This is a genomic window from Halanaerobium saccharolyticum (assembly GCF_003053565.1).
Classification (GTDB): domain Bacteria; phylum Bacillota; class Halanaerobiia; order Halanaerobiales; family Halanaerobiaceae; genus Halanaerobium; species Halanaerobium saccharolyticum_B.
This window is the reverse complement of record NZ_QAXS01000015.1, coordinates 23576-37334: the sequence shown is the minus strand read 5'-3', so window position 1 is coordinate 37334 and position 13759 is coordinate 23576. Positions and strand designations below refer to the sequence as shown.

Genomic DNA, 13759 nt, shown 5'->3' with positions numbered 1-13759 from the left:
CATGAGAAATATATTACTATATAATCATATTAGTAAATATTAATATGAAAACGAGGGAGTGCTTATGGAAGAATTACTTAACTTTTTAAAATGTATAGCTGATGAAAATCGTCTTAAAATATTAAAACTGCTCCTGGATGGTCAGTACTGTGTCTGCCAGCTGCAGGAATTACTGGATAAGTCGCAGTCCAGTGTATCTCAGCATTTGAGTTATTTTAAAGAGCTTGAGCTTTTAGAGGAAGAGAAAAGCGGTAAGTGGATTTATTATTCAATAGATAGAAGTGTTTATGATAGTTATCTGGCAAGACTTATTTCCTTAAAGGCCAGTTCATTGGAGGATTTAAATTTAGCAGAGCTAAAAAATAAAATTGATACTTTAGATACAGCTGCAGAAATAAAATCAGGTTCTAAGGGAGGTTGCTGTTAGTGTTTACAGTGTTTGAGAGATTTGCTGATTTAGTAGCTTTTAATTTATTTGGCCTGGAGGCTGGGACCCGCCTGGGAGAGTCAGTTCACTTCTTCTTTTATGATACAACTAAGATTATTTTCTTACTTTCGATAATGATCTTTTTTATTTCAATTGTCAGAAGTTATTTTCCCCCAGAAAAAACAAAAAAACTTTTAAGTAATTATAGAAAAATCACCGGTCATGTTATGGCTTCACTGCTGGGAGTTGTGACACCGTTTTGCTCCTGTTCTTCAGTACCAATTTTTATTGGTTTTGTAGAATCAGGTATTCCACTGGGAATCACATTTTCTTTTTTAATTACTTCACCAATAGTTAATGAGGTGGCCCTGGTGATGCTCTATACAATTTTTGGCTGGAAAATAGGTACACTTTATCTGGCCAGCGGTATTTTAGTCGGTATTATTGGTGGAATTGTAATTGAAGCTTTAGGAATGGAAAAACAGGTTGAAGAATATGTTTATCAGATCAGTGCTGGCGAAAGTGAAATAGAAGAGTTAGACTGGAGTGATAGAATAGATTTTGCTAAAGCAGAGGTTAAAGAAATTGTTGGTCGGGTCTGGAAATATGTAATTATCGGTATTGGAATAGGAGCAGCAATCCACGGTTATGCACCTGCTGAACTGCTGGCTGAATATGCGGGAGCCAATAATCCCTTATCTGTAATTGCTGCTGTTATTGTTGGGATTCCCCTTTATGCTAATGCAGTTGGAACAATTCCAATTGTAGAAGCCTTAATGGGCAAAGGAGTTGCTTTAGGTACTGCTTTAAGTTTTATGATGGCAACAACAGCTTTATCACTACCAGCAATGGTTATTTTACGCAAGGTAATCAAACCAAAGTTGATAACAGTTTTCGTAACAGTTGTTGGAGTTTCAATTATTGGAGTAGGTTATATGTTCAACTTTATAATGTAGATTCGTACCAAAAATGTAGATTCGTACCAGGTCCAAATAAGTCGATTTGGACCTGGTTAAAAAGAATAAAATCACAAACTAAAATTTGAGGAGTGTTAATCATGAAGATTACTATTTATGGACCAGGATGTAAAAATTGTGTCAACTTAGCTGATAATGCAAAAAAAGCTGTAGCAGAAACAGGTGTTGAGGCAGAAATAGTTAAAGTAGAGGATATGAAAGAAATAGCAGTGGCTGGAATCATGAGTACACCTGCAATTGGAATTGATGGAGAAGTTAAAATTAAAGGTAGAGTTGCAACAGTAGATGAGATTAAAGAATTAATAGTATAAATAATAATAAAAAGTAAGATAAACTTTTTTAAACCGCCTTTAGGGGCGGTTTTTTTATTTGTTTACATTTTGTTAACATAATAGATTAATGATATTTTAGACAGGTTACTGTTATAGCAGTCATTATAGCAGGTCTAATTAATTCAAATAACCCGATTTACTGCAATGTTACTGCAATAGCAAAAATAGAAGCGATTTTATGGCCCTAGTGGAGATTTTCCCTGCTGGAGTTTTTTTATTTTAAATAAAGGAATTTTTTTCTTTATCTTCAATTATGTATTAAGAATATTTTTTAGGGAGATGATTTATGAGAAAGTATACAAGATTGTTTATTAATTTAATTTGTGTTCTTCTATTAATTTTAGCTTTAAAATCACAACCTTATAATTATTACATATTACTACGCTGGACAGTTTTTTTAGTAGGAATGTATAATATATATATTTCATTTCAGAATGAAGATAACATATATGTATCCTTATTTGCACTAATTGTTATAATATTTAATCCTGTATTACCTTTTTATTTAAAGAGATCTGTCTGGCAAGTTCTAGATGTTATTGCTGCTGGGATATTTTTAATTAGAAGTTTTAATTTTAAAGAATAAAAAGAGGGGGATTGAAATGTTATCTTTATTTGTTTTAGTATTTGAGATTTTTATATCTTTGGTCATTAATATTCAATTATATTCAATGATTTGGTGGATTACAATAATTGCTTTTCCTTTGATGATGATTATATTTAGGATTATTCTGAATCCAATGCAGTTTTTTAAGAAACAAACTAAGCAATATTTAGATATTATTTATACCTTCACTATGTTTATTTATTTAGTTATTCATGCTTATACTTTCTATATTAATATAGGAGCATGGTATGGCGCACTTATTGGAATAATAATAACATATCTTTTCGCCAATCTTATACCACCTAATGAATGGAATAGGATGGAAATATAAAGGGTGAAATAAAAACTTTAATTCCATCAACTATTAAGTAAAAAATTAATTTTAGAAATTTTAAATTTTTTGGATATGAATCTTATTATAAGGAAAGTTAATTGTGGTATGAATAAATAAAGAGAGGAGAAAAAATGTTTGATTTTTTTAAAAGAAAACCAAAAGATGACTTAAATTCTGTTGAATTTTTAACTATTGTTTTGGAAAAAGGATCTAAAACTATTAGTATTATAAATGATGTTCTTAAAATGGAAAAAGAGACAAGTATAAAAAAATATCAGGATAATATTAATATTGATGAGTTATTAGGGGCGATTTTTGGTGCTTGTTTTGGTATCTTGAATGGCAATTCTAAAGCCATACCTAAAAAGCGAGGGCAAAAAATAAATGGATATTGTAAAAGTATATTAATGAGCTCTAAATTCGAATCAAACCCTAAAATTATTAAGATAAGTATAATTGAAAAATATGAAGAAGTATTTCGAGAAGCAATAAATAAAAATATTAATCCTTTTGAAGAAATTTCAGCGGTGTTACTTGTCCGTAGTTTCAAAAAGCGAATTGAAAAAATATGTATTCCAGGTACAAATAATTTGAATCCATTTATTCATCAAACAATTGCAGATATTATAGCTTTGACAGTTACTGATGTGATGAAATTTTGGAAGGATAAATAATAATTTTATTTATTAATCTTAAATATAAGACTTTACCAGAGGATTTATTTAAATAGAGATATTTTTTTGATAGCTATTCATATAGCATTAAATAAGGAGATGAAATTATGAAGAAATTTGAAAGGTTTATTATTTATCCACTTCTTTTTATTGCTGTGTTTTTTAGTTTTGCAGATGATGGCTTGCAGCAGACGACAGCTCAACAGTTTTATAATGAGATTATCGCTAAAAATATTAAGATTGTGGATGAAAGAGGAAATAAATTGATTGAATTAAGTGCTGAAAAAAATGAAGTATTTGAACAGGGTTATGGAAAAATAGATGTCTTTAGCAAAAGTTCTACTTTAGGGAATTCTAATACTAATATTCAGGCAGGAAGTATTGATTTAAATAATAATAGTGAATGGAGAACATATATAGGGACTGGTAGTATTAATCTCAAAGATAATAAAAACGCCATGAACATTGGCAGTAATTTCAGAAATTTTAAGGATGACTTCTTTGAAGAAGATGAAGATAATGATAATGATTTATTATTTGGTTTTGGAATAGATTTATATGAAAGAGATGATCCAAAAGATAATTTAGTAATAGGAGAAAATTCTACTATGTTAATAACAAATTCAGCAAATAATACAGGAGGAAGTATTATTTTATTAAATGGTGAGGGAGATTTTTCAATCATGTTAGGAAAGGACAATAATGAACATGGCCTTATAACGGTTTTTGATAAATATGGTGAGAGATATAGAGGATATTCTTATAAATAAAATAATATAAAAAGAAGGTAAAATAAAATGAAAACAGTAAAATGTAAAGGTTGTAAAACTGATTTGTTTGAAGGTGATTTTGAAGGATTTTTAAGAATTACTTGTCCGAATTGTGATAAGAATAATTTGATATATATAAATGCTGAAAATAAATTGAATTCTTTTTTAGAAATGGAAACTGACAGTTAAAAAGAATAGATTAATAAATTATCCTAGGGGATTAACTCCTAGGATTTTTTATTTGATTTAAAACTTCCAACTTGTTTTTTTAACCAATTAATTGGTAAATTTTCTTCTTTAGCAATTCTTTCAAGTTTAGCTTCATTTTCAACAATTTTTTTTAAAATCCTCTTTTTTTTATTATATGCATTTGCTGCTGTATTATCATTTTCACCACATATTGGGCATCTTTTTATGCTATTTCGTTTGCCATAATTTAAAAAAATTTTTCCACATAAAGAACATCTTTTTGCTGGAATGTTATTTTGAATTGCTAATAGTATTTCTAATAGTGAAAGAGTTAAAATATCTGGAACCGTATATTTAGTAATAACCTTCCATCCTCGAAATTCTAATTCCCTCAATTGTTGTCTTTTAAGATTGCTTTTATTATTTAGTTCATCTATTTTTTCTTTTCGAGCTCTTTCCATACATTCGTATTCATTACAAATTTCTTGATTACATTCATTTTCATCACAGTATTTTTCAAACATTTCAAAAAGTATATTATTGTATAAAATATTATGGGAATTTAAGTTAGTAATTTCTTTCTCTATTTTATCAATTTCCTTTTCTATTTCACCAATTCTTTTTTGAACCCTTCTCAATGTTCTATCACTTTTCGTAAATATCCTATCAGTAGTTAGTTCAACAGGAATATTAAATATATTTGCCTCAAAGATATTAAATCTTTCTTCTGGAGACAAATATTCAGTATCTATACTGCTACCAATTTCTTCCATATCGCCTAAATATAAAAAAATTGCTCTTTTTATTTTTTCCTGTTGAGTTCTTAAGATATTAATGTCTTTAACCGATAACTTATCAATATTGTATTCATCACCATTTATCAGTCTTATTTTATTAACTGACCATTGGTTTATAAATTCTTTAATCTTTTCCAAGTTATTCAAATTTAAATTTACAAAGCTAAATAGACCGTGACCAAACTTATTAATTTGAGGTTTAGACTGAGCAGGCATCCATAAACCCTCCAATTTATGACTATTTTCAGAATTATGGCCATTAAAATCAAAGAATACTTCATACATCTTAAAATTTCCTCCTTTATACTAACCCACTTTATTGTCTAATAATATAACTATTATAAACCTTGATATGACAGATATCATAATAAAATATTATGCTAACTTGTTTTTACCATAATGATTATATCAGATATAATAGACATATACAAGAACAAAAGCACGAAATCTTTATTTATAATTTAAAATTAGGAGGCTAAAACAAATGAAAAGATTAGTTAAAGAAAGGAAAAAGAAAAATATGACACAGTCCGATTTGGCATTTGAGTTAAGGGTGCAGCCGTCACAGTTGAGCAAAATTGAAAACGGTAGATTAATCCCGTATAAACCAACACAGGAAAAGCTCGAATCATTTTTTGAAATGGGTATTGATGAATTGCTTGAGGAGGTGGAGAGATGAGAACAGCAAAAGATAAGTATAAGGAATATAAAAGCCCTGATGATTTAAGTGCGATTTTAAAAGTTAAAGATTGTGCGAGTTTCCTGGGCATTAATGTTAATAAGATGTATTCCATCTTTAAAAGAAATGATTTCAATTCAATTAAATTAGGTGGCAGATATATGGTTACTAAAAAAGAGTTTTTGAGATGGATAGATGAACAGAGCCAGAAATAAAGGAAAACTCAAAAAGGAGGCAGAAAATGAATGAGCAAGATTGCTTATGATTCCGTAGAAAAAAGAATAATCGCAACAGTATTAGATGATAGATCGCCATTTGGATTTGATAACTTTAATGAATTGAAATCAGAACATTTTGATTTAGAAATAACAAAAAAGGCTTTTGAATGGATAAAAAACCAATTAGATACTGATGATAAAATTTCTCTTTTAACTTTACAATCTGCAGGCGTTTTAAATGACAATCAAATGGAACAATTGATAGATTTTAAAGAGGGTATGCAATTAAAATTAATGTCAAATAACGATCTTGTAGATAAATTAAAAGAAAGAAGAAAGATTCGCGATAGAGAAGATTTAAAAAATAAAATTTCTAAGATGATTGATGAAGGTAAGAGTTCTGAAGAAATAGCAAGTGTTGTAGAGGTATTAGAAAACTCAAAAGTTTGGGAAAAACCAATTCCAATAGTAAATCACAATATTCCTGAGTTTGATTTAGATTTTTTAAATATCGATTATTTCAGAGATATGGTTGAAAATGTTTCAGAATTTACTCAAACACCTAAGTTAATGCCTTTGTTGATTGGTTTAGCTTCACTTGCAACAGCATTAGCAAAAAAAGCAGTTGTACAGATTAAAACAGGGTACCAGGAACCACTTAATTTATTTATAGTTGTCTTCATGGGTCCGGCCAATAGAAAGAGCAGTATCTATCAATTATTCATAAAACCAATAGAAGAAAAACAGGAGCAATTGAGAGAAGAAGTAAAAGTCGAAAGGCGACATCTTAATAAAAAGAAAAATATTTTAGAAGAACAATTGAGTAAGCTGGAGAAAGCTGCAGCAAGTACTACTGATACCAATAAACAAAGAGAATTATTTGAGAAAGTTTATGCTTTAAGTGACGAAATTGAAGAAATGGAGATTCCAACACTTCCAAAATTAATTGCTTCTAATGTTACACCGGAGCAGATGAATATATTGCTTGAAGAAAACAAAGGTAGATTAGCAATATTATCTGATGAAGGAGGTATATTTAAAATTCTATCCGGCCAATATTCAAGAGTAACCAATTTAGAGGGATTTAATAAAGGTTGGGATGGTGGCAATATTACAGATGATAGAGTGGGCAGAAGTAGCGTTAATGTTAAAAATGCAGCACTTACTCTGGGGTTAGCAGTTCAACCGATAATATTCGAGGATCTACAGAATAAAAGAGCTTTCAGACAAGAGGGGGCAATCGGAAGAATGTTGTTGGGGTTTCCGAAATCTAAGATAGGGCATAGAAAAGTAGGATTCAATGCTCCAGAACTTGATCAGTTAGTTGTTAATAATTATAAAAGAGCTATGCATGGTCTCTTGAATATGCAGCCAATGCAGGTTGATAATTCAGGCGAATGGATACCACATGTAATTAAAATGACCAGAGAAGCAAAAGAAATATTTTATAATTTTGAAGAAGACATAGAAAGACGAATGGGTCCAGAGGGAGATTTAAATAATATGGTTGATTGGGCTGGAAAATTAAAAGGTAATTTAGCAAGAGTTGCCGGTATATTCCATCTAGCAAGTAAAATAAATCCAAAGACCGGGCAAGCATCTCAAGACATCTGGCAGCAGAAAATAGAGCCAGACAGCATGAATGCAGCTATTGAGTTAGGAAAAATATTGATTCCTCATGCTAAAAAGGTATATGGTTTATTGGAGATTGATCCAGAGGTTGAGCTTGCTAAATATGTATTAGAAAGAATTTTGTCCTCAGGTGAAGAAAAAATAACTAAAAGAGATGTTTACCGATTAGTTGAAAAGAAAAAAGAAATCAAAAAAGTTAAAGACTTAGATAAAATATTAGCCTTTTTAGAAGAAAGATATTATTTGAAAGTTATCAAAAGAGAAAATAATAAACCAGGTAGAAATCCAAGTCCATTAATAAAGTTAAATCCCGAAATAATTAAACTCACCAGTAGCGACAATATAGACAATATAGACAAAATAACAAATAAAATTAATAATGTCGATTATGTCGATAATGTCGATACTATTAAAGACTTAGAATTTGATGATTTACGAGAGGTGGTTATCTAATGTTTGCAGCTGAAATAATTAAAAAATTAGAGCAGGCCGGTTATAAGTTGGTTATCCAGTTCGGCCAAAACCTCAAATTAAAATTAGCAGATGAAAAGAAGTCTAATAATAAAGATGAGATTAAACATCTAATAAATGAACTCAAAAATAATAAATCAGCTGCAGTTAGATTTCTAAAATACAGATATGATCCGAGGCCGGACCTGAAAGTTGACCATCATTTCTGGAAAAAAGTATTAAAGAAAGCTGAACAGATAGACGAAAAATTATATTCAAATCTGCATGGATTCAGGGCAGTAGGTGCTGTATTACAAGTTAAGGATAATAAGCTAAGGTTGGAAGCTGGACCCGATAAAGTCCAATTCTGGGATACTCAGGAGCATTGGACCGAGGCCAGGGAAGAATATTTAATTCCATTCAGTCGAGAAATTGCAAAGATATTTGAAAAAGTTGCTATATAAATAAAAAAAGTCCTGTTAGAGGCAGGACTCAAAACAATGGAAAGCGAGGTATTTAACTTATGATTAGTATATCAGATAATTATCGCAAAAAGCAAGTAAAAGATTTAGATAAGTTAATAATGAAAGCATTCAGATTAGGACACAAGCATTATGATCATCTGCTGAAATGGAAACAGGAACATCTAAAAGCAATCAAGCACTAAATACAATACTGGAGGTGGTACCAGACCATGCAGGCGTTAAATTATAGATATACAGCAACAGAACAGAAAAAGCTGCTAAAGAGTTTAAAAGTCCTTATTGATACCAGGGAGCAAAAGAATGAACATATTACATCTTATTTAGATAAAAAGAAAATTAAATATAAAACTAAAAAGTTAGATTTTGGAGATTACTCTTTTTTTCTGCCTAAAGATGAAGAGCTAGGAATAATCCGGGATATTTACTTTAATGATCAGATAGCAGTTGAGAGGAAAGCCAGTCTGAATGAGTTAAGCAACAACTTTACTCATGATAGAACTCAATTTGAAAACGAATTAATTAGATCGAATAAGGGAAAGCTAATCTTATTAATAGAAAACAGCAGCGGTTATGAGGATATGATTCAACATAATTATAGAACTCAATATAATCCTAAATCATTTCTGGCAACGCTGCATACTTTTCAGCACAGATATAATTTGAATATAGTTTTCATTAGGCCTGAATTAACTGGAAGCTACTTGTATCAATGCTTCTATTATTGGTTAAGAGAGAATATTAAGTGATTTTAATGGAAAACAGGGGAGGGGGAAGGGGTGAGTCGAAGTCGGTATCTATAATATATATATGCCCTCCCGAATATATGATATAAATTTTAAGCTATTTCAGATTATTTCAATTACCATATATTAACAATTTGGAATTGTTTTTTATAGTCCATGAAAGATTAAAGAAAGGATGATACCTTATGAAAGAAGTAAAAGAAAAAAACTTTGAAATATGCGGGGCTAAAACTAAAAAAGATGGATCTCCCTGTCAAAAGCCGGCAGGTTGGGGTACTAATCATCAAGGTATAGGTAAATGCAAGTTACATGGAGGAGCCAGTCCAATAAAACATGGAATGTACAGTAAATATACCAGTCATAGATTAGGGGAAATGGTTGATAAATTAGCAGATGATGAAGAATTACTTGATTTAAGGAAAACTATAGCCCTGCAGCAGTCCATTATTTTATCTATTTTAGAAAAGTTAGAACAGGGAAAACTAGAATTTAACCAGAGTTTGGCTAAAACGCTTAATACTTTAGCTGATAAACTGGGCAGGAATATTGAGAGAAGGCAGAAAGTTGAAGAGGGAGAAAAGTATATTTTAGAGGTTACCGAGGTAAAAAATATAGTTAATCAGGTAGTAACAATAGTAAATGAGGAAATAAGGGATGATTCTGCTGTTAAAAGAATTGCTGGCAGGTTAAAGGAGGTTAAATATTAATGAGTACAGTAAGCAAGCATATATTAAATGAAATAGCAGATAAATTAGATAATAAAAAAGATGATTTTCAAATGAAAATTAAGAAACTTGATGCTTTAAGCCAAGAAACGCTTGAAATTCTAAATGAAATTGTTGTTTTGTACGAGAAAATGGAATTAGAAAAAGAATTATCAGAAGAAGAAAGAGAACAGTTATTAAGTTTATTTGATCAACTTGAAGAATCAGATGATTATAAGGATATTGCTAAGAATTGAAATTATTACAACCTTATATTCATTAAATAATAATACCTAGTTAGTTTATTGACTTTTGATACCTATAAATAAAATTAAGTCCATAAAAAGCCAGTATATCTATTTTTTTAGGCTTAGAAGCTAATTATTGCTGGTCCTTATCATCTATAAACTTAAATATTTCATTAAAATCATTAATATCCAGGGCCAGCATTATTTCTTCTAAAGTATGAAATTGGATACCTTCAGTATTACCTTTGGCAATTTTATATATTGCTGCATATGTTATATCTGTATTTTCAGCTAACCAGTACATGGATTTATTATTTTTTTCTAATAACTTTTCTATGTTTAATTTTATCATTTTAACACTTCCTTTGTTTAATTATAATTTATATATATTCTAATAACAATATAACTATAAAATATATAACTTTACAATATATAACTATAGTGATATAATATAAGCAAGAATTAAATTAGATTAGAAAAGATTATAAAAAGTAGGCCAGTTTCAAAAGTATATTTTTTTATTTATCTAGTATGACAAAATCCGACAAAGGGGGGAGGCATAATGCTATCTGAAAAAGTTAGAATTGCAAAGCAAAAGGAACTATTAAATTATGTTGATGATATAAGAAATACAGCAGCAGATATGGAAATGACAATTTGTCCTTTGGTAAAAGAAATGCAGCTAGAATCAATAGAATTTAGAGTTAAGAAAGTAAAGGCCCTTATTAATGAATTATGTTAACTGGAGGTGATTTTTTGAAAGTTACAATAAGATTAAGGGAGAATAAGGATCAGCATTTAATTAATTGGGTTAAATCATTAGAGGAAGGTAGCCGGTCTAGAGTGATTAGAAATATTTTGAAAGCCAATACTAGAAAAGGGGTAATAAATAATGAAAATATTTAAGAAAACATTACCGAAAGATTTAAAAGCTTGTTTATACAGTCCAAAAGAAAATAAAAATCTACTTCTTAATAAAGATTTAAATAAGACAGAGGAAGAAAAGATTAGAGATGAAGCTGATTCAACCGATTTAAAACTGAAAATATGGTTATAATCATTAAAAAATAAGGAGGTTTTAAAGATGGCCCGAGGAGATGGAGAAGGCACTATTTATAAAAGAAAAAATGGCCGGTGGTGTGGACAGGTAACAGTAGGAACTGATCCAAAGACAGGAAAAATTATTAGAAAAACTTTTTACGGAGATAAAAGAAGAGATGTCTCCCGGCAAATGACTGAGTTAAAGCAAAAGTTGTTTGAGGGGTCATATAAAAAACAGTCAGAAATGAAGTTCGGGGATTGGCTGTTAGAATGGAATAAAGGTAGAAAGAACACTGTTGCTTACAGCACATATAGAGTTTATGGTTCTATTATTAGAAATCACCTTAAAACAGAAATAGGAGATATAAAACTAAAAGAATTAGAGACCAGGCATCTGCAGCAGGTATTAAATGATAGGTTTGATAGTGGTTTGAATACTGGTACCGTTAGACTAATTTATGCTATTGCTAATAAAGCATTAAAACAGGCTGTAAAAGAACGACTGATTTATTCTAATCCGTCCAAAGGGGTAGAGCTTCCAACCAAACAGGAAGAGGAAAAACTGCATATATGGAATAAAAAACAGGTAAGCAGATTTCTGGCCCGGGCAAAAAAGCATAAATATTATATGATATTCTTTTTAGCGGTCAACACAGGCATGAGAAGGGGCGAATTACTGGGTTTGAAGTGGAAGGATATAGATTTTAATAAGAAAAGACTAGAAGTCAAGAGACAGGCTGTTAAGACTGATAAAGGCATAATATTAAAGAAGCCTAAGTCTAAAGCAGGTAACAGGGTTATTCCAATAACTAATAATGTTGTAAAAGAATTAAAAAGGCATAAGATACGGCAGAGTGAAAATAAATTAGCATTAGGAAATAATTATAAAGATCAAGATTTAGTCAACTGTAATAAGCTGGGGGAACCAATTAGTCCAATGATGGCGTATATTGAATTCAAAAATTTAAGCAGGGATATAAACTTGCCTGAAATCAAACTGCATGATTTAAGACACACATTCGCAACACTATTTTTAGAAAATGGAGGAAATATAAAAACATTACAGCAGATATTAGGGCATAGTAGTATTACAGTTACAATGGATACATATTCACATGTAACAGATGAAATGCTGGATAGTGCAGCTAAAAATATGGATACCATGTATAAGATTAAGAAGGCCAGCAAATAAGCTGGTCTTTTTTACTGCAATGTTACTGCAATACAGATTAAAAACAGGGTGAATCACCTAAAACGGATTAAAGGTGTAAAATTAAAGAATGCTGTCATTTAGCTTATGTTAGACTAAATTAAAAAATCTTAAAAACTAGAGAGTTTACATTTTGTTAACATAAGGGACATACTGCTGTAACATTCGCCTGTTATTATTTTAATCAGAGTCAAGTTAAAGAAAAAATCAAAAATTCCTTAAGGGGGAAAATATTTAATGAAAAAAATTACAGCATTATTATTTGTTCTTGCACTTGTAGTTATGGCAGTACTTCCGATTAGCGCTGCAGCAGAGGAACTGGAAGGTACTATTAAGATTGATGGATCCAGTACAGTTTATCCTGTAACACAGGCAATGGCAGAAGAGTTTTCTTATGAAAATCCACGTGTAAGAGTTACTGTTGGAGTATCTGGCTCAGGTGGAGGTTTTGCTAAGTTTAATGTTGGTGAAACAGATTTAAGTAATGCTTCCCGTGAGATTAAAGAATCAGAAGCAGAAATTGCAGCTGAAAATGGAATTGAATTTACTCAGTTTATTGTTGGTTATGATGGAATTACAGTTGCTGTTCATCCAGAAAATGACTGGGCCAATGATATGACTGTTGAAGAATTAAAGATGATCTGGGAACCAAACTCAAGTGTAGAAACCTGGAGTGATGTTAGAGATGATTGGCCAGATGAAGAAATAGATCTTTATGGTCCTGGTGCAGATTCAGGTACTTTTGATTACTTTACTGAAGCAATTAATGGTGAAGGTGGAGCCAGTCGTTCAGATTTCACTGCTAGTGAAGATGACAATGTATTAGTTAGAGGAATTTCCGGCAACAAATATGCACTTGGCTATTTCGGTTATGCTTACTATGAAGAAAATAGTGAAAAATTAAAAGCTGTTGCAGTAAATGGAGTTCTACCAAATCCAGAAACTATTGCTGCCAAAGAATATACACCACTTGCTAGACCATTATTTGTTTATGCTAAAAACTCAGCTGTTCAGCGTCCAGAAGTAGAAGCTTTCTTAAAGTTCTATTTTAAAAACGCTCAAGAAATTATACCTCAAGTTGGTTATGCGCCACTTCCATCTTATGAGGAAGCAATGGCTAAAGTTGAAGAATTAGCAAAGTAAAAATATTAAATATTAAAATATAGATTACTGCTGAAAGGGGCTTAAATTGCCCCTTTTTAGGCAGTTTAATTTGTTATAAATTAAAAGAAAGGTGGTTTT

22 protein-coding genes are annotated in these 13759 nt (G+C 30.5%); 20 read left to right on the top strand and 2 right to left on the bottom strand.

What is annotated here, in order from left to right; translation table 11 throughout:
- Positions 1-64: 64 nt before the first annotated feature.
- The 8 genes from C8C76_RS07465 to C8C76_RS15115 all read left to right on the top strand — a co-directional run bounded on the left by C8C76_RS07465 (position 65) and on the right by C8C76_RS15115 (position 4310).
- A complete protein-coding gene (locus tag C8C76_RS07465) occupies positions 65-427 on the top strand; it encodes an ArsR/SmtB family transcription factor (RefSeq protein ID WP_108140192.1) in 363 nt (120 codons plus the stop codon).
- Positions 427-1383: a permease gene (locus C8C76_RS07460; RefSeq protein ID WP_108140190.1), complete on the top strand. Its 957-nt coding sequence runs from the start codon at positions 427-429 to the stop codon at positions 1381-1383. The genes C8C76_RS07465 and C8C76_RS07460 overlap by 1 nt, the downstream gene beginning before the upstream one ends.
- 101 nt (positions 1384-1484) lie before the next feature.
- Positions 1485-1715, top strand: a complete 231-nt coding sequence (locus C8C76_RS07455; protein ID WP_108140188.1) for a thioredoxin family protein — start codon at positions 1485-1487, stop codon at positions 1713-1715.
- Positions 1716-2022: 307 nt separating this feature from the next.
- Positions 2023-2322 (top strand): DUF6804 family protein, encoded by a 300-nt coding sequence (locus C8C76_RS07450; RefSeq protein WP_108140187.1) that lies wholly within the window; start codon positions 2023-2025, stop codon positions 2320-2322.
- A gap of 16 nt (positions 2323-2338) precedes the next feature.
- On the top strand, positions 2339-2674 hold the full coding sequence (locus C8C76_RS07445) for a hypothetical protein (protein ID WP_108140185.1): 336 nt from the start codon (positions 2339-2341) through the stop codon (positions 2672-2674).
- Between the two features lie 134 nt (positions 2675-2808).
- On the top strand, positions 2809-3351 hold the full coding sequence (locus tag C8C76_RS07440) for a hypothetical protein (protein WP_108140183.1): 543 nt from the start codon (positions 2809-2811) through the stop codon (positions 3349-3351).
- Positions 3352-3458: 107 nt separating this feature from the next.
- A complete protein-coding gene (locus tag C8C76_RS07435; RefSeq protein WP_108140181.1) occupies positions 3459-4121 on the top strand; it encodes a hypothetical protein in 663 nt (220 codons plus the stop codon).
- 27 nt (positions 4122-4148) lie between these two features.
- The gene (locus C8C76_RS15115) at positions 4149-4310 is read left to right on the top strand and encodes a hypothetical protein (protein WP_181248166.1); all 162 of its coding nucleotides are present in this window, start codon (positions 4149-4151) and stop codon (positions 4308-4310) included.
- Positions 4311-4348: 38 nt separating this feature from the next.
- Here the strand turns inward: C8C76_RS15115 and C8C76_RS07430 are convergent, their stop codons facing one another.
- On the bottom strand, positions 4349-5392 hold the full coding sequence (locus C8C76_RS07430) for a hypothetical protein (RefSeq protein WP_108140179.1): 1044 nt from the start codon (positions 5390-5392) through the stop codon (positions 4349-4351).
- Between the two features lie 199 nt (positions 5393-5591).
- On the opposite strand from C8C76_RS07430, the gene C8C76_RS07425 reads away from it, so the two are divergent.
- The 7 genes from C8C76_RS07425 to C8C76_RS07395 all read left to right on the top strand — a co-directional run bounded on the left by C8C76_RS07425 (position 5592) and on the right by C8C76_RS07395 (position 10275).
- Positions 5592-5786: a helix-turn-helix domain-containing protein gene (locus C8C76_RS07425; protein ID WP_108140177.1), complete on the top strand. Its 195-nt coding sequence runs from the start codon at positions 5592-5594 to the stop codon at positions 5784-5786.
- Positions 5783-6001, top strand: coding sequence for a helix-turn-helix domain-containing protein (locus C8C76_RS07420; RefSeq protein WP_108140175.1), 219 nt, complete (start codon positions 5783-5785; stop codon positions 5999-6001). Before C8C76_RS07425 ends, C8C76_RS07420 begins: the two co-directional genes overlap by 4 nt.
- 30 nt (positions 6002-6031) lie before the next feature.
- Positions 6032-8089, top strand: coding sequence for a YfjI family protein (locus C8C76_RS07415; protein ID WP_108140173.1), 2058 nt, complete (start codon positions 6032-6034; stop codon positions 8087-8089).
- Complete coding sequence (locus tag C8C76_RS07410) at positions 8089-8550, top strand: hypothetical protein (protein ID WP_108140171.1); 462 nt, start codon at positions 8089-8091, stop codon at positions 8548-8550. The genes C8C76_RS07415 and C8C76_RS07410 overlap by 1 nt, the downstream gene beginning before the upstream one ends.
- Positions 8551-8780: 230 nt before the next feature.
- Positions 8781-9317 (top strand): ERCC4 domain-containing protein, encoded by a 537-nt coding sequence (locus tag C8C76_RS07405; protein WP_108140168.1) that lies wholly within the window; start codon positions 8781-8783, stop codon positions 9315-9317.
- Positions 9318-9499: 182 nt separating this feature from the next.
- A complete protein-coding gene (locus C8C76_RS07400; RefSeq protein WP_108140166.1) occupies positions 9500-10021 on the top strand; it encodes a hypothetical protein in 522 nt (173 codons plus the stop codon).
- Entirely contained in the window at positions 10021-10275 is a 255-nt protein-coding gene (locus C8C76_RS07395; protein WP_108140164.1) for a hypothetical protein, read from the top strand. Before C8C76_RS07400 ends, C8C76_RS07395 begins: the two co-directional genes overlap by 1 nt.
- Before the next feature lie 124 nt (positions 10276-10399).
- On the opposite strand, the gene C8C76_RS07390 is transcribed toward C8C76_RS07395, so the two are convergent.
- A complete protein-coding gene (locus C8C76_RS07390; RefSeq protein WP_108140162.1) occupies positions 10400-10618 on the bottom strand; it encodes a helix-turn-helix domain-containing protein in 219 nt (72 codons plus the stop codon).
- A gap of 210 nt (positions 10619-10828) precedes the next feature.
- On the opposite strand from C8C76_RS07390, the gene C8C76_RS07385 reads away from it, so the two are divergent.
- The 5 genes from C8C76_RS07385 to C8C76_RS07375 all read left to right on the top strand — a co-directional run bounded on the left by C8C76_RS07385 (position 10829) and on the right by C8C76_RS07375 (position 13660).
- The gene (locus C8C76_RS07385; RefSeq protein ID WP_108140160.1) at positions 10829-11008 is read left to right on the top strand and encodes a hypothetical protein; all 180 of its coding nucleotides are present in this window, start codon (positions 10829-10831) and stop codon (positions 11006-11008) included.
- A gap of 14 nt (positions 11009-11022) precedes the next feature.
- Positions 11023-11172 carry a hypothetical protein gene (locus C8C76_RS15110; RefSeq protein ID WP_181248165.1) on the top strand — a complete coding sequence of 50 codons (150 nt, stop codon included), beginning with the start codon at positions 11023-11025 and terminating at the stop codon, positions 11170-11172.
- Entirely contained in the window at positions 11159-11323 is a 165-nt protein-coding gene (locus C8C76_RS15105; RefSeq protein ID WP_181248164.1) for a hypothetical protein, read from the top strand. The genes C8C76_RS15110 and C8C76_RS15105 overlap by 14 nt, the downstream gene beginning before the upstream one ends.
- 27 nt (positions 11324-11350) lie before the next feature.
- Positions 11351-12499 carry a tyrosine-type recombinase/integrase gene (locus C8C76_RS07380; protein WP_108140158.1) on the top strand — a complete coding sequence of 383 codons (1149 nt, stop codon included), beginning with the start codon at positions 11351-11353 and terminating at the stop codon, positions 12497-12499.
- 255 nt (positions 12500-12754) lie between these two features.
- Positions 12755-13660: a PstS family phosphate ABC transporter substrate-binding protein gene (locus C8C76_RS07375; protein WP_108140157.1), complete on the top strand. Its 906-nt coding sequence runs from the start codon at positions 12755-12757 to the stop codon at positions 13658-13660.
- Positions 13661-13759: the final 99 nt, after the last annotated feature.